General features: G+C 42.1%; 23 protein-coding genes, 1 riboswitch and 1 other annotated feature. Of the genes, 2 read left to right on the top strand and 21 right to left on the bottom strand.

What is annotated here, in order from left to right:
- Nucleotides 1-58: 58 nt before the first annotated feature.
- The 4 genes from pulA to SCRDD08_RS04935 form a co-directional block, all read right to left on the bottom strand.
- Nucleotides 59-2,356: a type I pullulanase gene (gene pulA / locus SCRDD08_RS04950; protein WP_061423266.1), complete on the bottom strand. Its 2,298-nt coding sequence runs from the start codon at nt 2,354-2,356 to the stop codon at nt 59-61.
- Between the two features lie 14 nt (nt 2,357-2,370).
- Nucleotides 2,371-3,330, bottom strand: coding sequence for a diacylglycerol kinase family lipid kinase (locus SCRDD08_RS04945; RefSeq protein WP_045499540.1), 960 nt, complete (start codon nt 3,328-3,330; stop codon nt 2,371-2,373).
- Nucleotides 3,331-3,338: 8 nt separating this feature from the next.
- Nucleotides 3,339-5,297, bottom strand: coding sequence for an NAD-dependent DNA ligase LigA (gene ligA / locus SCRDD08_RS04940; protein ID WP_061422682.1), 1,959 nt, complete (start codon nt 5,295-5,297; stop codon nt 3,339-3,341).
- A 101-nt stretch (nt 5,298-5,398) separates the two neighbouring features.
- Nucleotides 5,399-5,914 (bottom strand): QueT transporter family protein, encoded by a 516-nt coding sequence (locus SCRDD08_RS04935; RefSeq protein WP_061422681.1) that lies wholly within the window; start codon nt 5,912-5,914, stop codon nt 5,399-5,401.
- Nucleotides 5,912-6,034, bottom strand: a riboswitch (PreQ1 riboswitch). It overlaps the preceding gene by 3 nt.
- 28 nt (nt 6,035-6,062) lie before the next feature.
- Between SCRDD08_RS04935 and SCRDD08_RS04930 the strand changes: the two genes are divergently transcribed.
- Nucleotides 6,063-6,503 carry a GtrA family protein gene (locus SCRDD08_RS04930; RefSeq protein ID WP_061422680.1) on the top strand — a complete coding sequence of 147 codons (441 nt, stop codon included), beginning with the start codon at nt 6,063-6,065 and terminating at the stop codon, nt 6,501-6,503.
- Between the two features lie 70 nt (nt 6,504-6,573).
- Here SCRDD08_RS04930 and SCRDD08_RS04925 read toward each other — a convergent pair whose 3' ends face one another.
- From SCRDD08_RS04925 to SCRDD08_RS04855, 15 genes are all read right to left on the bottom strand, one after another.
- On the bottom strand, nt 6,574-7,281 hold the full coding sequence (locus SCRDD08_RS04925) for a B3/B4 domain-containing protein (RefSeq protein ID WP_061422679.1): 708 nt from the start codon (nt 7,279-7,281) through the stop codon (nt 6,574-6,576).
- An 8-nt stretch (nt 7,282-7,289) separates the two neighbouring features.
- Nucleotides 7,290-7,739, bottom strand: coding sequence for a MarR family winged helix-turn-helix transcriptional regulator (locus tag SCRDD08_RS04920; RefSeq protein WP_045499527.1), 450 nt, complete (start codon nt 7,737-7,739; stop codon nt 7,290-7,292).
- A gap of 82 nt (nt 7,740-7,821) precedes the next feature.
- Complete coding sequence (locus tag SCRDD08_RS04915; RefSeq protein WP_061422678.1) at nt 7,822-8,244, bottom strand: DUF2207 domain-containing protein; 423 nt, start codon at nt 8,242-8,244, stop codon at nt 7,822-7,824.
- A gap of 10 nt (nt 8,245-8,254) precedes the next feature.
- Nucleotides 8,255-9,175, bottom strand: a complete 921-nt coding sequence (locus tag SCRDD08_RS04910) for a YihY/virulence factor BrkB family protein (RefSeq protein ID WP_061422677.1) — start codon at nt 9,173-9,175, stop codon at nt 8,255-8,257.
- A 47-nt stretch (nt 9,176-9,222) separates the two neighbouring features.
- The gene (locus SCRDD08_RS04905) at nt 9,223-10,080 is read right to left on the bottom strand and encodes a methionyl aminopeptidase (protein WP_045499515.1); all 858 of its coding nucleotides are present in this window, start codon (nt 10,078-10,080) and stop codon (nt 9,223-9,225) included.
- A gap of 14 nt (nt 10,081-10,094) precedes the next feature.
- Nucleotides 10,095-11,372: a CBS-HotDog domain-containing transcription factor SpxR gene (gene spxR / locus SCRDD08_RS04900; protein ID WP_061422676.1), complete on the bottom strand. Its 1,278-nt coding sequence runs from the start codon at nt 11,370-11,372 to the stop codon at nt 10,095-10,097.
- Nucleotides 11,365-11,916 (bottom strand): GNAT family N-acetyltransferase, encoded by a 552-nt coding sequence (locus SCRDD08_RS04895; RefSeq protein ID WP_045499509.1) that lies wholly within the window; start codon nt 11,914-11,916, stop codon nt 11,365-11,367. The genes spxR and SCRDD08_RS04895 overlap by 8 nt, the downstream gene beginning before the upstream one ends.
- A gap of 33 nt (nt 11,917-11,949) precedes the next feature.
- On the bottom strand, nt 11,950-13,209 hold the full coding sequence (locus SCRDD08_RS04890) for a UDP-N-acetylglucosamine 1-carboxyvinyltransferase (protein ID WP_061422675.1): 1,260 nt from the start codon (nt 13,207-13,209) through the stop codon (nt 11,950-11,952).
- A gap of 103 nt (nt 13,210-13,312) precedes the next feature.
- Nucleotides 13,313-14,503, bottom strand: a complete 1,191-nt coding sequence (gene metK / locus SCRDD08_RS04885; protein WP_005590586.1) for a methionine adenosyltransferase — start codon at nt 14,501-14,503, stop codon at nt 13,313-13,315.
- Nucleotides 14,504-14,887: 384 nt separating this feature from the next.
- Entirely contained in the window at nt 14,888-15,355 is a 468-nt protein-coding gene (locus SCRDD08_RS04880) for a deoxycytidylate deaminase (protein ID WP_048765231.1), read from the bottom strand.
- Between the two features lie 258 nt (nt 15,356-15,613).
- Nucleotides 15,614-15,973, bottom strand: coding sequence for a 50S ribosomal protein L20 (gene rplT, locus SCRDD08_RS04875; protein WP_061422674.1), 360 nt, complete (start codon nt 15,971-15,973; stop codon nt 15,614-15,616).
- Between the two features lie 46 nt (nt 15,974-16,019).
- Complete coding sequence (rpmI, locus tag SCRDD08_RS04870) at nt 16,020-16,220, bottom strand: 50S ribosomal protein L35 (protein ID WP_005590589.1); 201 nt, start codon at nt 16,218-16,220, stop codon at nt 16,020-16,022.
- A 33-nt stretch (nt 16,221-16,253) separates the two neighbouring features.
- Nucleotides 16,254-16,784 carry a translation initiation factor IF-3 gene (infC, locus tag SCRDD08_RS04865; RefSeq protein ID WP_061422673.1) on the bottom strand — a complete coding sequence of 177 codons (531 nt, stop codon included), beginning with the start codon at nt 16,782-16,784 and terminating at the stop codon, nt 16,254-16,256.
- Nucleotides 16,785-16,800: 16 nt separating this feature from the next.
- Nucleotides 16,801-16,931 (bottom strand) — a sequence feature (ribosomal protein L20 leader region).
- Between the two features lie 26 nt (nt 16,932-16,957).
- On the bottom strand, nt 16,958-17,635 hold the full coding sequence (gene cmk, locus SCRDD08_RS04860) for a (d)CMP kinase (protein ID WP_061422672.1): 678 nt from the start codon (nt 17,633-17,635) through the stop codon (nt 16,958-16,960).
- Nucleotides 17,636-17,644: 9 nt separating this feature from the next.
- Complete coding sequence (locus SCRDD08_RS04855) at nt 17,645-18,103, bottom strand: SAG1386/EF1546 family surface-associated protein (RefSeq protein WP_048765175.1); 459 nt, start codon at nt 18,101-18,103, stop codon at nt 17,645-17,647.
- Nucleotides 18,104-18,148: 45 nt separating this feature from the next.
- Between SCRDD08_RS04855 and SCRDD08_RS04850 the strand changes: the two genes are divergently transcribed.
- Complete coding sequence (locus SCRDD08_RS04850) at nt 18,149-18,346, top strand: ferredoxin (RefSeq protein WP_312023730.1); 198 nt, start codon at nt 18,149-18,151, stop codon at nt 18,344-18,346.
- Here SCRDD08_RS04850 and SCRDD08_RS04845 read toward each other — a convergent pair.
- Both SCRDD08_RS04845 and SCRDD08_RS04840 read right to left on the bottom strand, forming a co-directional pair.
- Nucleotides 18,343-18,831 carry an EbsA family protein gene (locus SCRDD08_RS04845; RefSeq protein WP_061422670.1) on the bottom strand — a complete coding sequence of 163 codons (489 nt, stop codon included), beginning with the start codon at nt 18,829-18,831 and terminating at the stop codon, nt 18,343-18,345. The two genes, SCRDD08_RS04850 and SCRDD08_RS04845, sit on opposite strands and share 4 nt — an antisense overlap.
- Before the next feature lie 70 nt (nt 18,832-18,901).
- Entirely contained in the window at nt 18,902-21,370 is a 2,469-nt protein-coding gene (locus SCRDD08_RS04840) for an LTA synthase family protein (RefSeq protein WP_061422669.1), read from the bottom strand.
- Nucleotides 21,371-21,392 lie beyond the last annotated feature (22 nt).

Raw genomic sequence — 21,392 nt, 5'->3', positions numbered from 1 at the left:
AGATTGAAAACGTGAGCCACAAAGCCTGTCTTCAATCTTTTCTTATTTTTATTCAATCTTATTTAATCACTTCAAAAACGGAAGCGGTCAGATTTTCAACATAGAAAGGTCTCTTATGGCGGCTATTTCCGACCAATAAACGTAGATGATCCGCATTCTCAAGGTAATAGGGCAGGCCACTCGCATTAAAAATGATTTCATAATGTTTTTCATCTTTAATCTCAAAAATGACGATACCACTGCCGGCAAAGGCTTCTCTTACAAAGACATGTTTGTAAATCTCTTCATAGGTCAGATAAGAAAATTCCTTCTGACTTGTCTTTAAGTGAATAATCTGCTTGATATAGTCAATACTCTCCTGATGTTTGCTGATCAATTCCCAATTCACTTGGTTGACAGCATCGGGAGCATTGTAGCTATTCATTGCTCTGTCACGGTCGCTAGGAAGGACTTGGCCCTCTTCGCCTGTTCCTACTAATTTTGTGCGGGAAAATTCTTGGCCCAATTCCATAAATGCCATACCCTGCATAAGCAAGTTCATAGCTGTTGCCAGCTCAATTCTTTTGGTCCGAGTGACCTCATTATCATCTGGGTGCAAGTCAACCAGCAAGTCATGCAGGTTGAAATTATCATGAGCCTCCACATAATTAAGAACTTGGCTCGGTGTCAAATAGGAACCCAACTCACTACTACCCAAAATGGCTTTGGCTATGATATCCTCAGTCGCTTGTCCGCTCACATAACCAGCTTTCAGACCACCGTAGACTTCAGCACCCTTTATCGCATCGCGCTGGGTATCATTGAAAAAGCCAATTCGCGGCAGTTGATAAGCATTGTCTTTCTTAGCCTTGTCCTCTGGCATCAGGCCTGTTCCCATATCCCAACCTTCACCATAAAGCAAAATCCGTGGATCAATTTTGTCCATTTCTTCTCGGATGATATTCATGGTGGTGACATCATGGATTCCCATCAGATCAAAACGGAAGCCATCCACATTGAATTCTTCTACCCAGTAGCGAAGGGAATCAATCATGAATTTGCGGAACATTTCATGCTCACTGGCCGTCTCACTGCCAACACCTGTACCATTCTGGAAAGAACCGTTGGGATTCATCCGGTAGTAATAATCGGGAACTGTTGACTGAAAGGCTGAGTCAAAGGTCGAATAAATATGATTGTAAACCACATCCAAGGTCACAGAAATCCCTGCATCGTGGTAAGCCTGAATCATGGTTTTCAAATCTCGGATAGCCTGACCTGGATCATCCGGATTAGAAGAAAAACTGGTTTCTGGTGCATTGTAGTTCTGTGGATCATAGCCCCAGTTATAAGTAACTTGGCCATTTTCATCATAGTCCTTATGTCGGTCAGAAACCGGCTGGAGCTGCACGACATTGATACCTAGATTGCGAATGTAATCAAAAGTAGTCTGATCTCCCTGACTATTTCTAGTGCCACGTTGACAAGCACCTAAAAAAGTCCCTCGCAAATGCTCTGCGACACCTGAACTAGGCGATTTGCTAATATCTCGGATATGCATCTCATAGATGACCGCCTGATTCGGATTATCTAAACGCCAAGTTGCCTCCTTGCCTTGACATACCTTAAAACCAGCAACAGTCTTGTCCTGTTCAGCAACAATAGCTGAGCGCTTGCCATCAGGACTGGTGGCGATTGTATAAGGATCGCGCGTCAAAAAATGCTGATTTTCAAAATGAACATGATACTGGTAGGTCTTGCCAGCTAAATCTTCTGGCACTTCCACCGACCAAACTCCGATTGTATTTTTTGCATGATCGTGCGAGTAAATCTCTCCCTTTTCCATAGGGAATTCTTTATAAACAGCTGCTTGATTATCCGAAGTTTCATAGACTAGCAATTCAACTTTTTTGGCTGTCGGAGCCCAAACTTTAAACTCATTTACCTGCCCCTGCAGACGATGCCCAAGCCAGCCTTGGTAGCCCCAGCATTCATCAAAATAATCCGACCGCATAGCCACATCGAAATTATGAGGACGTCGCCGCGAATATTGGTGACTCGTCGTCGCCGCTTGCAAGGAATAGTAGACCTGATGATCTCCTTCAATCAACCAAACCTCTGTGGGCAAATGTACTGGCAATAAATCAATGTGGTAGTCGCAAGATTGGCTGGACCAGTCTGAACGCTTGACAATCACATGAGCCTGACTAAGAGGCTCCCAACTTTCAAAAGATAGTTCTCCCTGAATACCAAAATAATCTAGTTTAGAAAAAGGTGCTTCTTTTCCCCACTGATCCGTCTGCCACTGCCACAAATCATAAGAAAAGTAATCTCCCTTAGGATTGTGGTAATGGACAATGACCTTATAGTCTAGCATTTTCATTTATCTCTTCATTCTAATTTTTCTAAGGAAAGAGCGCTCTCATCGATTTCATCTATATTGGCGAAAAACTCCAGATGATTGTGCAAAACTTCCAATTCTACTGGTGTATCTCCTCCGTACTCACCGTCTAGATTCAACATAAAGGGAGCTTTTTTATCTAATACTTCTAGCTTCAATTTGCTGGTTTTCAGATATTCAACATTAGCATCCGTCACATGTTGGCCACCATTAATTGCCTGTATGATGAGACTAAGCATATCAAACAACTTAGCCGTTTTTACAAGAATCAAGGTGAAATTTCCATCGTCCAGTTTTGTATCTGGCGCTAGTTTTTCAAAGCCTCCGATAGAATTGGTCAAGGCTGCAAAGACAAGCGAAATCTTGCCCTCAAAAACACCATGGTCATGCTCAATCCGTACCTTACGGGATTTGGAGCGTGGCAGCATTTTGGCTCCTTCGGCTACATAAGCCAGATAGCCTAGACGGGTCTTGACTTCACTAGGGACACTATAAGTCAGCTCAGTCAGCGTACCCGCCGCCGCAATGTTGATAAAGTATTTGCTGCCATAAGCCCGACCGATATCCATCTGAATCGTCTGGTTTTTCTCGATAATCCGAGCTGCAGCCACCGGATCTCCCATCGGAATTTTCAAGGCACGCGCATAATCATTAGTCGTACCAGTTGGGATGAAAGCCAGCTTGGGGCGCACATCTAGACCCGCAACTCCATTCACTACTTCATTGATAGTACCGTCTCCACCGGCTGCTATGACCAAATCAAAACCTGCTCTTGCTGCTCTTTCAGCTTCTCGCTGAGCAGAGAAAGGCTCTGGAGTCGTCTGGTAGGCACTGGTCTCATAGCCAACATCTTCCAAGACATCCAAGACTTCGGCAATATTTTTTTTGATAATTTCCTGCCCAGAAGTTGGGTTATAAATCAATCTTGCTTTTTTTATTTTATTTTCCATACTCAGCCTCACAAGCTATCTAGCCAGTCCTCATCTCGAATCTCGATTCCAAGTTCTTGAGCTTTGGTCAATTTGCTGCCTGCATCGCTACCTGCCACCACCAAATCTGTCTTTTTAGACACACTTCCAGCGACATTTGCACCCAAGCTCAGCAATTTTTCTTTAGCTTGATTCCGTGTTAATTTTTGTAATTTTCCGGTCAATACGACTGTTTTGCCAGCGAGAGCAGCATCCGCTGCCACTTTCTCCCCCAGATAGTCTAGGTTGACGCCAGCTTCTTGTAATTCTTGCAGCAGAAGCTGACTGCCTTCCTGCTCAAAGTAAGAATGCAGACTCTGAGCGATAACTGTCCCTAGGCTGTCAATGGAAGATATTTCCTCTTGACTGGCCTGTGACAACTTGATCATATCGTGGAATTTCTCCATCAAAATCCGACTAGCCTTGCTTCCCACGTGGCGGATTCCCAGACCAAAGAGCAATTTCTCTGCTGAGTTTTCCTTGGAAGCTTGAATGGCAGTATACAATTTATTCGCTGATTTTTCCTTAAAGCCGTCCAAGGTCAGCAAATCTTCTACAGAAAGTCGATAAATTCCAGCCACATCCTTGACCAAGTTCTTATCAAAGACCTTCTCGACCACTGCTGGACCAAGGCCAGTAATATTCATGGCATCTCGGCTGGCAAAGTGGATCAAGCCTTCCTTGATCTGAGCTGGACAGAGCGGGTTGATACAGCGCAAAGCCACTTCGTCCTCGAAATGCACCAGCTCACTCTCACAGCTCGGACAGTGACTTGGTATTTCCAAAGCCTCCTCTGAGACCCGCTTGTTCTCAACCACTCGCAAGACAGCAGGAATAATATCCCCCGCTTTATAGACGATAACGGTGTCTTTCTGACGAATATCCTTCTCTGCAATATAGTCCACATTGTGCAAGGTTGCTCGGCTAACAGTCGTTCCCGCTAGCTGAACTGGCGTCAAGTTCGCCGTTGGAGTCACAACTCCCGTCCGACCGACTGTCCAGTCAACAGACAGAAGCTGGGCTTCCTTTTCCTCAGCTGGAAACTTATAGGCGATGGCCCACTTGGGAGCCTTGACAGTAAATCCAAGCTCCTCTTGCACAGCCAAGTCATTGACCTTGATAACAATACCGTCGATCTCATAAGGCAGACTGTCCCGCTCCTGGGCAATCTTTTCGATAAACTCCCAAACTGCTTCGATAGAATCCGCCAGAATATGAGTAGGATTGACAGAGAAGTCCAAATCTGCCAGCTTGTTCAAAACTGCTTCTTGGCTGCTGGCCTGAGTCGGACTGGCTTCTTGGTAGAGGAAGGTTGCTAGATTGCGCTTGGCCACAACTGCTGTGTCCAACTGGCGCAAGGTTCCTGCTGCCGCATTGCGGGGATTGGCAAACTCAGGCTCACCGTTCTCCTGCCGCAGCTGATTGACCGCATCAAAGGAAACCTTGGGCATGTAGCACTCTCCGCGAACCGTAATGTCCAGCGGCTCTTTCAAAGTCAGCGGAATATCCTTGACCCGCTTGAGATTTTCAGTGATGTTTTCTCCAACAGAGCCATCCCCCCGAGTCGCTCCTGCTACCAAGATTCCTTTTTCATAGGTCAGAGAAATAGAGAGCCCATCAATCTTGAGCTCACAAATATAGGAAACCTGGGGAAATTCCTTGCGAATCCGCTGGTCAAAGGATATTAATTCTTCACGTGAAAAAGCATCCTGCAAACTAAAGAGAGGATACTGGTGTGGATATTTTTCAAATCCTTCTAAAATCTTCCCACCCACCCGATGCGTCGGGCTATCAGGTAGGATATCAGTTGGGTACTTTTCTTCTAACTCCACTAACTCGCGATAGAGTCTGTCATACTCGCTGTCCGATACACTTGGCCTGTCTGCCGTATAGTATTCATAGGCGTATCGGTTAAGCAATTTGACTAATTCTGACATTCTTTCTTTCATACTTCTATTTTATCACAAATACACAAAATCTTCCTCTATTTGTTCCGAATTCTCACTAAAAAAGAGGACATAAAAAGAGCGGAAATCCGCTCTCTACTGTCTTATTTTGTTAAATCAATCCTTTTAGCAATCTGGTTAAGAATGATAGCTCCAGCAATCAAGGAAGCAAACTCACCAATGGCCGTTGTGAACCAAGTCAGGAAGAATGGCAAGCCCTGTAAGAAATACAACTCTGCTGCAATGGTCACCATCGAAATTGAGAAGAAAATCGCAAAATAGAAGTGATCCAAGCGCAGCAAATCTTTGATCAGGTATTGATTCTTATGGCGACTGAAGAGGTAAACACCTAATGATAGGAAGACTAAAGTTGACCAACCGCCGACAAAGACGTCAATAATCCCAAAGCTATAGAGATTGGCAATCATACAGCCGATGGTCACTCCCATAATGTATTTACGATTATAAAAGGCCATAAAGTTCATCATTTCGGAAATTCTGAACTGGTAAGCACCATAGCTGATAGCATTTAAAGGGGGCGTAATCGTAAGGGCCACATAAATGGCAGCAATAATGGCAATCTGAACCAGATCACGGACTGATAAGTTTTCTTGTTTCATGTTTTCTCCTTTAGCGCATGAGCGCGTGTAATATGCTTGGCGAAAGAAGTTAAGCGCCAAGGGTTGCGTCAGACGGGAAAATTCTCTCCCAAAAATCGACAACTCCACTAGTATAGCATAAATCCTAGAAATGTGATAGACTATCTTTATGAAAACTTTAATCAAAAAATTCTTTGACAATGAGGTTCTGTCCTATCTTTTCTTTGGTGTGGCAACCACTCTTGTCTCTGTCGTCAGTCGGATGCTCTGCTATGAACTAACAAGAAACGAATTACTGGCTACGATAATCGGTGATATTCTGGGGATTCTCTTTGCCTTTGTGACCAACGATACCATCGTTTTCAAGCAGAAAAGAAAAGGCTGGCCAGTACGATTGGTCAAATTTTTCACAGCCCGACTGGCAACTATGGCCTTGAACTTGCTGCTAACCTTTATCTTTGTCACTAGCTTCCCGCAGATTATTGGTCAATTCGTCCACAACGATATTAAGATGGTCAACACCATTGAAACCTTGATAGCTCAAGTGCTGATTATCGTCCTCAACTACGTCTTCAGCAAGATTTTTGTCTTTAAAAATAAGGCAAAATAAGATGACTCGGCTTATTTCTCCTATAAAAACAAATCTGGACCAGATAATTCTGATCCAGATGTTTTTATTTTTAGACTTCCAAGACGGGATTTTCAGCTGTCAGGTGGGTAATATCACCCTTAACCCCAAAATAGTCCTCAATCAGAGTCTGAAGTTCCGTCATAGCTGCTTGAGCACGCACCGCCTGCTCTCCATTGATGGCTTCGATAACCAAGATGGCATCCTTGGTCTCTTCTGTCAACATGGTTCGCTGCGCTTCTCTCCAGTTAAGGCAACGGCAGACCGCTCCCTCATCATCATAGTAGATGATTTCTTCCGGTAAAGCTGGTGCATCAGTCTCAGTTCCTAATGGAAAGAACGCTTCACCACCCTTGGCCTTTCCCAGATAAAGGCCGCCGACAATCTTGTCCAAATCCTCACCGCCACAAGGAACAGCATAAGAAAGGGAAACACTATTATAAATATCTACTAAAGGATTGATGGGGTTGAATTCCCGTCCTTGACTGACCCGCTTGAGTAGGGCTTCGATAGAGGAACGCGCTCCTTTTTTGGTCTTGAATTGGCTGAAAGCCTGCCGCCACTCCTGAATGACATCATTCTGAGTGAAATTCTCATCTGGAATAAAGTCTGCTGCTCGCTTTGCGCCCTTGTCCAGCAGGGATTTGAAATACGGGTCCTTACTTTCATCCACTTTATTATCAAGCCCCTTGACCACTAAGACACTAATCTGAGCTTCTGGAAACAAAGCCCAAAATTCATTTTCAACTGCAATTTTCATATTCTACCTCAATAATTTCTTTTCTGGCCTTTTTTGACTAGCTCCCAGTCCTTGGTAATATTCTCTCGGACGCGAACTAGCAACTTTTCTAACTCTTTTCGCTCAGTTTCTGAAAATTTTTCCAACGCCACCTGCTCCGAATATTCGTTTTCCGCTAAGATAAGAGGATAGAGGGCCGCCCCCTTTTCGGTAACAAACCATTCCTTGTTCTTGCGGTTATTGGCAGCTGGCCGCTGTTCCAGTAAACCCTTGCTTTCAAGCTTCTTGACTGAACGAGCCACCGTCGAGCGATCTACCTTGAGCAAGTCTGACAGCTCCTCCTGGATAATCCCAGGATTCTCCGCAATCCGCACTAGATAGAGATACTGCCCCCGCGCCAAATCTATGTCACGAAACTCAATATTAGCAATGGAATCCAAAGCCCGAGCAATGATTCCAATCTCACGTAAAATCGACATACCTCCTCCTTCTAAAGATAGTATAGCAGATTTTTATTGTAAATGCAATAAAATATTTATCTTTGAAAATTTCCATGAAGAACTAAACTTCCTGATCCAACGACTCTTTGTATCTTTTCGATTCTTTCCCATACCAGTCTTCTATGGAGTAGTCAGATAACTGGCGGTAATCTTCCAAATATTTTTTGAAGTAATAGTAGGATAGTATTGACTGATTTTTTATTTTGGTTAGATCAATTAAATAACCAACAAACCCTACAAATCCCAATCCAAAAAAAGCACCATTTATGAGGCTTACTTTCATAAATAAAAACTGCAAATTTTGAGAATCAATCCAAATACTAAAAAGAAAGATTAGAAATAGGATAAACTGCATTGTAATAAATCCTAAAAGCTTTCCCTCATAACCTTTTTCATTGAAATCCTCAAATGAAGTTTCGATATACTGATCTGTCACTAAATTCATACTTTCCTCTAACGAGGCATTAAAAATTGTTTGTTTCATATTTTACCTATTAGACATCTGTATCCTTATCTGCTTGTCCTTCGTCATCAAATCTCAGAATAAGCTCACCACTACGGCTTTCAAAGTGCGATACGAAACGACTTTGGATGCTTGCATTGAGAACGGCCCCGATGATCAGCACCTTGGCAATCAGGATAAACCAAAACATGATAATCACAACCACCACTGAGCCGACAAAACGCACATCTAAAAAGCGATCCAAGTAAGCTTCGATATAAACAGTAAAAAGGTTCATGAGACTATAAATGATAACAAGAACCAAGGTTGCACCCGGTAGGACATAGCGGATTTTAGGAATTTTCACATTGGGTAACGAAAAATAAAGCAGAATCAGCGAAAGAAAGAGCATCAGATAAATCGTAGGCTCTGTCATGGTCAGCAACTGCTGGTAGAGGCCGCAGTCAAAGTGCCAGAAATTATAAAGAATCTCGACCAGCATTCGACCAAATAGGGTCAAAACGAGCGACAAGCCTAGTAGGACTTGCAAGCCTAGACTCATGATAAAAGCAAAGATCCGCTCCCAGATAAGCCCCCGCCCTTGCTTCGTACCATAGCATTTATTAAAAGCCTTTTGCAAAAAAGTCATACTCTGGGAAAAAGTCCACAGGGCAGATAGGATAGAAATGCTCAGCAAACCTGTCGAAGGCTTGGTCAACACATCTCGGACAACCTTGGCGATCGTCATATACAATGACTCTGGAAGTATGTCTCTAAGCGCAACCAAAAGCTCATCTGGCTGGATTTGAAAATAGGGCAGAATATTTGCCGCAATCAATAACAAGGGAAAAATCGAAATCAGAAAATAATAGGCCACAGCAATACTAGTAATATCTGCCTCCGACGCCTGATAAAAATGGAAAAAAGCTCTGAGAAATTCATTTTCTCTTATCTTTTTGATGAATCCTGTCACATCTCTCTCCTATTCAAAAAGACTGGGACAAGCCCAGCCCTCTATACTTAATAAGTCCCTTCTTCGCCCTGGCTGGTTAGAATCACAGGACCATCTTTGGTAATGACAAATTGGTGCTCATATTGGCAAGAAAGACCGCCATCTAGGGTTTTATGCGCCCAACCGGTCTCAAAGTCTGTGTCAATTTCCCAAGTACCTGTATTGATCATTGGCTCAACGGTCAGAACCATTCCCTCCCGCAAACGCAAGCCACGTCCCGCACGGCCATAATGCGGCACCATTGGCTCCTCATGCATGGTTGGACCAACGCCGTGACCAACCAAATCACGAACCACTCCGTATCCATGACTTTCAGCGTATTCTTGAATGGCTGCACCAATATCTCCGATACGATTGCCAACTTGTGCAGCTGCAATTCCTCGGTAAAGACATTCCTTAGTCACATCCATGAGCTGCTGCGCTTCTGGACTAATCTGTCCAACAGCATAAGCCCAGCAAGAGTCTGCGACACCACCGCGGAAGCTTTCTGTATATTGCTTCATCTGCTCTACGTTGTTAAAGTCCAGCTTAGATACATCCAGCTCAGCCTTGTCGACTAAGCCAACAACCATGTCCACACAGATGATATCGCCTTCTACCAATTTTTGATGGCGAGGAAAGGCGTGAGCCACCTCATCATTGAGAGAACAACAAGTCGCATAAGGATAATCCATGATACTGCCCTCTACGCCAATCTGAAGGGGCAAGGCATTAGCTTCTTTACAGCGCTTGCGGACATATTCTTCGATGTCCCACATGTCAATACCTGGCTTGATCAAATCTCTCAAGCCGATATGAACAGAAGCTAAGAAATCTCCACTCTTGTCCATTAAATCAATTTCACGTTGTGATTTTATAGTAATCATTATTAACCTCTTTACTAAGTAATTTTTACAGTAATCGTTGCTTTGGCAACGATGAGCGAATCTAAGTAGATATCATAGTCAATCACTGCTGTCCGCCGCGTCTGATGAATAATACGTGGCCGAATCTGCAGGACATCATCTATCTGAACAGCCTGAAAGAAATGAATCATCATCTGATCAACGATTAAGCTCTGACTATTCGTCGTCATCAACTGCTGCGTAATCCGAGTGATAATTTCCGTCAAGACGCCATTAGCCAAGACTCTATTTTGCTCCAGCATGAAAGGCTCGACAGTGAATGAAAAAATATCCTCTTGGCGATGAAGCTTCTGGCCCACCTGCTCACTGAAGGTCGGTAGACTGGAAATCTGTGAACGGCTCATTTTTTCCATAATATCCCGACGTGTAATCACTCCAAGGAGAGTCTGATTGCCACGCACTACCGGAATCATCTCAAAATCTTCTGCAATCATGCGCTGACTGATGTTAGCAATATTTGCTGAAAGACCAGTCATGAAGATTTTTCGGGTCATAACCTTATCCAAGGTAGTCAAAGGAGACTTATCTCCCGCATCCCGCATCGTCACGACACCAACCAACATTTGATGCTGATTAACGACTGGAAAACGACTGGTGCGATTACGACGAACCAAGTCCAGATAGTCACGAACGGTATCTGTGTCATGCAAGAAACCATATTCGTGGCTGGCTCTGTAAACCTGCTCTACTGTCAAAATATCTGTTTTAATCTGGATATTGGACAAGGCGCGGTTAATCATAGTCGCCACGGTATAGGTATCGTGCTTGGTTCTTAGGACGGGAATTTCAATACGATTGGCCAATTTTAAAACCTCTGGATCGACTTCAAAACCTCCCGTTACCAGCACGGCATTCTCATTCTCAAGAGCCAAAATCTGAATCTGCGTCCGATCCCCGACAATAAGAAGGCCGCCTTCGTTTAAGTAACGTAGGATATTTTGCTCGGTCATAGCTCCGATGGAAAACTTGTTAAATTCTTTTTCTAGTCCTCTTTCACCAGCAAGCACCTCTGAGCCAGTAATATCCGCAATTTCTTTGTAGGTCAGATGCTCTAAAACAACTTTTTTCGACTTCACTCGGACAGTCCCACTTCTGGGTCTGGTCTCGACAATTCCTCTATTTTCAGCTTCCTTGATCGCTCGGTAGGCCGTTCCGTCGCTGACACCCAAGTAATTTGAAATACTCCGAACACTGACTCGCTTGCCAATTGGAAGATTTTCAAGATAAGCCAAAATTTCCTGGTGTTTACTCATTGAAATCTCCTTTTTCGTAGCGATATTCGGTGTAATCTCTCATCTTTCTCGTATAGCGGTCACTCCCCTTAAACTGACGGAAGAGCTTAAAACCAGCTTTTAGTGCAACTTTCTGACTAGCAATATTCTCTTCATGCGTGATAATGGTCAGACGCTTAAAATCGAATTTCGTAAATGAAAGAAAAACCAATTCACGGACAACTTCAGTCATCAAGCCCTGTCCCCAGTAGTCTTTTCTCAAAAAATATCCTAGTTCAGCCTCTTTTTTTATTTCGTCCATTTTTTCAAATTTAATGGAACCAATCATTTCATTCGTTTCCTTATCACAAATTGCCCAGATTCCCAAGGGATTTTTCATAAAATAATTGGCGATAACATATTCACTTTCCTGCAAACTACTTTCAGTCGGAAAGATAAATTCGGTATTATCCGGATTGGAAGCAATTTTATAAAGGGATTCTGCATCTCCAAAAAGAATCGGGCGTAAAAATGAATGCTCCGTTTCAATAAAAGAAAAAGCTGCTAACTGTGTCCACAAATTCATAGGCTTCCCCTATAAAAAATAAGCGATGAACGCTTATTCTTCGATGAGCTGGATGTCAGCACCCAGACTTCTTAATTTGTCAATAATATTGGAATAACCGCGTAAAATAAATTCAATATTGGTAATTTCTGTTCGGCCTTGGGCCATCAGACCAGCAATCACCAAGGCTGCACCTGCACGCAAATCCGTCGCCTTCACAGAAGCACCTTGCAGCTGATTTGGTCCTTCATAGACGATTTGATTGCTAGCGGTTGAGATTTTACCAGCCATTTTTGCTAATTCAGCGACATGGTTAACCCGTTTCTCATAGATGGTATCAACGATTTTTCCGTGGCCATGAGCTGTCAGCAAGAGCGGAGTGATCGGCTGCTGCAAATCCGTAGCAAAGCCAGGATAAGGCGAAGTCTTGATGTTAATAGCTTTTAATTCCTTCTGCCCTTCTACAAAGATGCTATCCTCTGAAATGGTCATCCGCACACCCATTTCCTCTAGCTTAGCAATGAAACTTTCCAAATGTTCATAAAGGACATTATTGATCTGGACACCTTGTCCAATTGCTGCCGCCAAAGAAATATAGGTCCCAGCCTCAATCCGATCCGGAATCACTTGATGGCGCGTTCCATGAAGGCTGTCTACACCTTCAATCGTGATAATATCAGTCCCAGCCCCACGAATATGAGCTCCCATATTGTTAAGCAGCGTAGCCACATCGATGATTTCTGGCTCACGCGCCGCATTTTCAATCACCGTACGCCCCTCAGCCTTGACTGCTGCCAACATCGTATTGATCGTAGCACCGACACTAACGGTATCCATGTAGATACTAGCTCCAGCCAAACGCTTACCACCTGTTGACAATTTCATGTAATTGCCTTCCATGGTCATGTGAGCGCCCATTGCTTCAAAAGCTTTGAGATGGAGATCAATCGGACGAGGACCAAGGTCACAGCCTCCAGGAAGCCCAACTGTCGCTTCTCCAAAGCGGCCTAGCAAACTTCCATAAAAATAATAAGAAGCTCGTAGACTATTGATTTTACCAGATGGCATCGGCATATTCTTGATATTTCTAGGATCAACCTCTAGGCAATCTCCAGACCGCTTGACAGACGCTCCCATGATTTCCATGATTTCGATAAGGCTATCAACATCCGAAATCGCCGGCACACCATCTAAAGTAACAACATTATCAGCTAAAATAATAGCTGGGATAAGGGCCACAACACTATTTTTAGCACCATTAATGGTCACCTCTCCTTTTAAAGGGCGACCACCATTAATTACAATTTTTTTCATGTTTTAAAATTTAGCTCTTTCACGGTATTACTCTTTATTATATCATAGTTTTATCCATTTTCCTAGACAAAAAAGCCCTCAGTTTAAACTGAGAGCTACTATTTTATTGTAAAGCCGCTTGGAGCGCAGCCACTTTGTCTGTACGTTCCCAAGGAAGATCGATGTCTGTTCGACCCATATGGCCGTAAGCAGCAGTTTGACGATAGATTGGTCGTTTCAAATCCAACATTTGGATAATACCTGCCGGGCGCAAATCAAAGATTTGGCGGACAGCATTCTGAAGTCTGCTTTCAGAAACTACGCCGGTTCCAAAAGTATCAATGCGGACTGAAACGGGCTGTGCTACCCCAATAGCATAGGCCAACTGGACTTCTACTTTTTTAGCCAAACCAGCAGCTACGATATTTTTAGCGATATAACGAGCCGCATAAGATGCAGAGCGATCGACCTTGGTTGCATCCTTACCAGAGAAGGCACCACCACCATGACGAGAATAGCCACCATAGGTATCCACAATAATCTTACGTCCTGTCAAGCCAGAGTCCCCTTGCGGGCCACCGATAACAAAGCGGCCAGTAGGATTGATAAAGACCTTGGTCTGACCATCTAAGTATTCGCTTGGAATCACCTGAGCAATCACCTTTTGGATGACGTCCTGATGAATCTGTTCATTACTGACTTCAGGATCATGCTGAGTAGAAATAACTACCGTATCTACACGAATTGGGCGATCATTTTCATCGTATTCGACCGTAACCTGAGACTTGGCATCTGGTCGCAGATAAGACAATTCACCTGATTTGCGCAGTTCTGCCAAACGACGCACCAGTTTATGACTGAGAGAAATAGGCAATGGCATGAGCTCTGGCGTTTCATCCACTGCAAAGCCAAACATAAGTCCTTGGTCACCAGCCCCAATCAAATCCAGCGGATCTTTTTGAGTATTTCCTCGCACCTCAAATGCTTCATTGACCCCTTGAGCAATATCTGGCGACTGTTCCACCAAAGATGGATGGACGCCAACTGTCTCTGCAGAAAAGCCATACTCTGTATTGGTGTAGCCAATCTCTGCAATGGTATCACGAACCACCCGATTGATATCTACATAGGCTGTAGTGGAAATTTCTCCAAAAACATGGACAGAGCCTGTATAAACAGCAGTTTCAGCTGCAACATGAGCCTCTGGATCCTGAGCTAAAATAGCATCCAAAATGGCATCGGAAATTTGGTCTGCAATCTTATCGGGATGTCCCTCCGATACAGACTCAGACGTGAAAAGTTTACGTTCTGACATAGAAATGTCCCCCCTTAAAAAATATTAAACAAGTAAATAAACTCCAAAATGATTTAAAATCATCTAGCCCATGAGTTACGACGCGAAACAAATAAAAACGATATTTTTTTATTCCTGTAGCTAGTAAGGCGCATAGGATGACCGCAATATAGCGGCAACCGTTGAATGACGAGTGACTTTGGAGCCGTCATTGTTTGCGAGTTACAAAGTACTGATAGAAGTTTCCTACCATCTTATCGGGACTATATAACCTCTCTATTATATCATGATTTTTAGAATTATGCTGAATCATTTTCAAAGGAAAAGCTATAGTTCAAAACTATAACTTTATCATTTAGATTTATTCGATCCAAGTAGGTTATTAGTGCTAAATATTCAAGCAAACTATACCAACTCTGTCTGAGCAATGGCCTCTTTCACATCTTCTAGTGGCAAATGCACCAGTTCCACTTCCTTTTCCTTGTAAAGGTACTGAGCATAATCATCTATCCGATATTGGTTGATATAGACCACGCGCTTGCAGCCAACCTGAAGCAGTTGCTTGGTACAGTTTAAACAAGGAAAATGAGTCACATAAGCCGTAAATCCCTTAGGAACGCCTCTCTCAGCTCCCTGCAAGATAGCATTGACCTCTGCATGCAAGGTTCGCACGCAATGACCATCGATGACCAAACACTCATGATCAATACAGTGCTCAGTTCCTGAAACAGAGCCATTGTAGCCGGTCGATATAACCTTATTGTCCTTGACTAAGACCGCTCCGACCTTGGCGCGCTTACAGGTCGAACGATTGGCAATCAAAAGTGCCTGTGCTGCAAAGTATTCATCCCAAGCTAGCCGATTTGACATCATCATTCAGTCCTCCATCCATTCTCACTATATTATACTAAAACACTTGGCGATTGTCATCCTGACAAGAAAAAAGAGAGTGGGACAGAAATCGGTAATTCGTTAGAATTCGATTTCGTCGTCCCACCTCCGCACAGTTGAGTAGGGCTGTAAAAGCTGATGAAATCAGCGTAGTAGAGCCCACTCAACCACTGCGTCTTGCTCGACAATCCAAAGACAATTGAGAGGCTAGGACTTTTGTCCCAGCCTCTTTTTGTATTCTTATTTAGCAAGTTTAGCCTTAGCTGCATCTGCAAGAGCTGCGAAAGCTGCTGCATCGTTAACAGCCAAGTCAGCCAACATTTTACGGTTAACTTCAATCTCAGCCAATTTCAAACCATGCATCAATTGTGAGTATGAAAGTCCGTTCAAACGAGCTGCCGCGTTGATACGAGTGATCCACAATTTACGGAAGTCACGTTTTTTCTGACGACGGTCACGGTATGCATAGTAGTAAGAGTTCATTACTTGCTCTTTTGCAGTACGGAACAAGATGTGTTTTGCTCCATAGTAACCTTTAGCTAATTTTAAAATACGTTTACGACGTTTGCGTGATACAACGCCACCTTTAACACGTGCCATGTTTTATTTCCTCCAAATATTTCCTAGATAATTGTTACAAAATCTCTTATTTAAGACCTGTAAGCATTGCTTTGATACGTTTGAAATCTCCTGCATGCACCATAGATGCTTTGCGAAGATGACGACGTTGTTTCTTAGTTTTTCCGTGGAAACGGTGAGAAGTGTAAGCACGGAAACGCTTCAAGCCACCAGAACCTGTACGTTTGAAACGTTTAGCTGATGCGCGGTGTGTTTTTTGTTTTGGCATGATAAAATCTCCTTTTTCTAACTTTTTGACAGTTTATTTTTTGTCACTAATCGGTGCTATTTGCATGAACATTTGACGTCCATCCATCTTAGGCTTTTGCTCAATAATTGCAACATCTTGAGTTGCTTCAGCAAAGTCTGCCAAGACCTTAGCCCCGATTTCTTTGTGGGTAATCATCCGGCCTTTAAAGCGAATGGATACCTTAACTTTGTTTCCTTTTTCAAGGAACTTGCGTGCGTTACGAAGTTTTGTATCAAAGTCCCCTTTATCAATGGTAGGACTGAGACGTACTTCTTTCACAGTGACAACGCTTTGTTTTTTACGTTGTTCTTTCTGCTTTTTCTGATACTCAAACTTGAACTTACCATAGTCCATAATTTTCGCAACAGGTGGTTTAGCTTGTGGCTGAATCAGGACTAAATCGACATTTGCTTCATCCGCAAGAGATTGCGCTTCGCTAAGCGGTTTAATACCTAATTGTTCGCCGTCAAGACCGATCAACCGAACTTCACGCACACGAATTTCATCATTGATGAATAAGTCTTGTTTTGCTATGGTTTTCACCTCTTTTTTTATTTTTCGAGAAAAACAAGTGCGGACCTGCTAACGCAAACCCGCACTACATGATAGTATTTCATCACTGAAACTGAATCCTGTAGAGCCAGACAACGTTAGTCGCAAGGCGAGAAGTTCTCACTTCTGCTTTTCTCAACTCCACTATCATACCAAGTTTCTTTTTATTTGTCAATAATTTTTTTCGCTTTTTCTTCAATAAATTTGACAACTTCTGCAATTCCAATGCCTGTCGTATCAAAATGAATGGAGTCAGCCGCTGGTTTCAAAGGTGATACTTCACGATGACTATCCTTGTAGTCCCGCTCCGCTATTTCTCTTTTGAGAGTTTCCAAATCAGTCGGAATCCCTTTTCCGAGATTCTCTTTGTAGCGGCGCTCTGCTCTTTCCTCAACTGAAGCAACTAGAAAAATCTTCAATTCTGCATCTGGCAAGACGACCGTCCCAATATCACGGCCATCCATGACGATACCACCCTGTGCAGCAATCAACTGCTGCAAATGAACCAATTTTTCACGCACTTCCGGGATAGCTGATACCCACGACACATTATTGGTTACTTCATTTTCTCGAATCGGATGAGTGACATCAACATCTCCTACAAACACTAGCTGCTCACCACTCTCCGAACGACCAAAACTAACCGAATAAGTCTCGAGCAAAGTTACGATCTTATCTGCATCATTTTCAGTCAGATGATTTCGCAGAGCCAGATAAGTGGCTGCGCGATACATGGCACCCGTATCCAAATAGGTATAATTAAAATCTTTAGCAATAATCTTTGCAACAGTGGATTTTCCACTTGAAGCAGGTCCATCAATCGCAATCTGAATCTGTTTCATAACCCGCTCCTACTGAATCTTAACAATATCACCTGGGTTGGCATACCAAGAACCAGTAGACATGTGCGACGGATTTAATTGCTCCAATTTTGCAATAGAGATACCTGCACGCGCTGCAATCGCAGCTTCTCCTTCACCGGGCTGAACAGTCAAGGTACCTTCCGAAGACTGAGTTGGCTTTTCTTCTGATTCACTTGGTTGCTCTGATGGAGCTGGTTGTTCCGCACTGCTACTTGAAGATGCAGCTGCATTAGAAGTGCCATAAAACCCATCCATAACAGTCTTTTTATTACTTCCACCAGTAGATAGGTAGGCGAAAAAGAGTGCCATAGCAATGACCATTACTAGAAAAATAGCTGCTAATATGGTCAGCCAGCGATCAACTTTACTCGCCTGACTTTTCTTTCTGCGATTCAATTTCTCTGCTCCATTATCATATACATCTGCTTCCCATGGTTCTTTTTCCATGACTTCCTCCTTGAGTTTTTCTAAAAATCTTATTACAATATGAGTATGAAAGTTACACTCATTCCCGAACGTTGCATTGCTTGCGGACTCTGCCAGACCTACTCAGATCTCTTTGATTATCACGATAATGGCATTGTCAAATTTTATCAAGACGACCAGCTCTTAGAAAAAGAGGTTGATAGTCAGCCTGAGATTCTCGAGGCTATTAAAAACTGTCCAACCCGAGCTCTGCTAAAAGACTAATTTTTCTTAGATTGGTCGCCATAGTAGACCTCGAAATAATCTAGAAGAGTCAGATTGTCTACTAATTCCACTTCGCCTTTAAAATACTCATTTAAAGCTAGGGCGTTGACAAAATATTTTTTTGGCCACTTCCGCATACAGAAGGTCCTGCTACGACTCTTCCCTGTAAAATGAAGGGTGATAGACGTCTTTGTCACCTCTAGCTTCTCAATCGTTGAAATATCAATCTTGATTGGCGTGAAAGGATTTGCCGTAATAATGCGCAAAATACCGTCATCATAAATCGTGAAATATCTATGTACACCGATAGCCAGTAAGACCATAAACAAAAAGAATGAAAAGAGGACAAGAGTCGGAACACTGGAACTTTCGTACATCAAGGCCAGTCCTATAAAAATCGGAATGACTGACAAAGACCAATAAATCACTAACACTGACATTTCTGGTTGCCAATGATAGCGCACTTTCCCAAAAATCTTTATCATATCTTCACCCCCTTACTACTAGTTTAGCATAAAATAATAAAAAATAGAATTGGTAAACCTATTCTATTTTCTATTTTGCTGGTACAGCAAAGAAATCCTTCGAAAGATATCCTTTTCCACCAACCATATCATACTCGATCAATTTCAAATCATCTGCAATTTCCTGAGCTGATGAATCCAGTGCCTTCTTGTCCACACTAGCCTTATGGAGAACCTCCGTCAATAAAGCGTAGTAAGGAGATACTTTCGAATTGGTCTGCTCAAGCAGCAGGGCTGAAAAGTCACTAGAATTAACCAAAGGATAGTTCAACTTAGGTGTCTCATAATTACTCCAGATAAAGTAATCGGTCAAATATTGATTTTCGGGATGATCCTTAAAAGCTGACTGAGGGTACAGACCTGGCAAGTGATCACCATAAAAAACTACTGTTATCTTTTTATCAATTTTAGAAAGCTTATCTAGAAACTCCTTGGTCGCATTGTCTGTGTGGTAAAGCATCCTTACATAGCTGGATAAGGATTTATTTCCTGCCTCCGTGAAACCTGGGTAACTAGCAGACATGTAAATCGGATTAACTTCCGTCCAAGGCATGTGGTTTTGCATCGTCATAACTGAGAAAAATTGACTTTGGTCTGTTTTTAGACGGTCTAGAACTTGATTATAGGTCGTTTTATCACTATAGTTTCCACCAATATGATCTCCCTGTAATCCTTGAGTTCCATAATGAATAAAGGTATCATATCCCAGATCTTTGTATATGATATTTCTGGAATAATTACTTGGTGAAGCTAAATGAATCACTGTACGATTTTGAGAAGAATAGGAATCACTGATTGCTGGAAGCTTGTTCATCTTTGGTACAACTTCTGTATAAATGACAGAGACAGAGGGTGATAGATTATAAAACGGTAAACCGGTCAGCGTTTGGAATTCCATATTCGCAGTTCCACCACCATAGCCATCTGATTGCATCAACCCACTGGTAGTATTAGACATGATTTCCTGAATATTTGGAATCGGATTTTGTGACATAGATACACCAGAAATCCGTGCTGGATCAGAAAAGCTCTCACTAAGAACATAAATGACCGTCTGTTCTTCTATTTTCTGCTTACGTTCCTGATTGATAGAATCAGCTAGTGCCCCATATTTCTTTTCTAATTCTTGAATTCTTTCTTTAGAATATCCCGCCGGCTGAATCATAGCCTTATCAGATAATTGAGTAAACCAAACAAAAGAGACAGACCGCATTTGCGAATTAACTGTATTACCAAACCAAGTCAAATCATGGTAATTATTCAAAATAGATAAAACTGGAATATTATCGGCAACTTTGCCATTCTCTTTCGAATAGAATATCTGTAAAACACCTAAGAAAAAAACAATAGGAATAACTAGTGAAATAAGTTGAATTTTTACCATAGCGATTATTTTTCCAGGTAAAATTTTCCTACGGAAAAACCAATAGAAAAGACCAATAGCTACCACACTAGCAATCGCGTAGATTCCATAGTTACCACCAAGAAAATCAAATAAAAGCTTAGGATCTTTTAGCCAGCTGATATCACTTGGCAAAATTGGTTCTTGTCGATATTGAAATTTCAAGCTGCTGGCAATTGTTGAACTAACACCTATCGCCAATATGATAATTGTGGGTAGAAAAATTTGATTAAAAGCAAGATAGATAAAAATAAATAGTGAAAAAAAGACTGCTATCTGAAAGAGACTTGCCCCAGTAAATAAATGAAGTTCTAAAACAGAAACATCCGCTCGAATACTATTTTGGATAGTGTAGTTAAAGATAACAGAAAAAGCTGCGCTACTTAAGACTGCGACTGAAAGGCTTCCTTTATTTCTCGAAATATCTATCAAACCCTTTACCGCTAAAAAGCTAGGAATCGAAAATAAGAAAAAGAGTAAAATAATAAAACCAATTAACTTAAAAATCGAATCCTGAGAAATTTCAAAGCCGCTATCTGAAAGATAATTCATCAACAAACTCTGTTGCTGAAAAATAGCGGTCATCTTACTATCTGTTAGCGATAAGAGAAGAAAAGATTGGGACAAGAAAAGTATCTCTAGAAAACCAACATTAAATTCATCAACAGTTAGAAAGCTCCGGGAATGATATTTTTGTAGAGAAGAAAAGCGGTTAATGAGATAAGCAAATAAAAATATTAGCAGCAAGTAAGGTAAACCGTTAACTTCTACAAAGTGATTACTGAAAATATTCTCTGCTTTAAAATCAAAATCATTCACATGCTGCGTCACCGTCAGCAAATAAGAAAACAGGGCGTAGATTCCATAAACGAGAAAAGACCAAACTAATAATTTTCGATTTAGCAGTTGGGAAACAATCTGACCTACACCAAATAAAACCGCTATTAAAACGAGAAAAACCAAACCGAGGCTGGCATAATTATATAAACCCTTATTTACTTGAAATAAGAATAAAGTCGCAACAGCTATGGTATCCAAAACTAAAAAACTGATAAGCAAATAGGAAATCTGCTTATAATAATTGACTAAAAATTTCATTATTCTTTCTACAGAAACTATT

Source organism: Streptococcus cristatus (assembly GCF_001578775.1).
In the GTDB taxonomy this organism is placed as follows: domain Bacteria; phylum Bacillota; class Bacilli; order Lactobacillales; family Streptococcaceae; genus Streptococcus; species Streptococcus cristatus_A.
Note: the sequence above shows the minus strand (reverse complement) of the source record. Positions and strands in the feature narration are given on the sequence as shown.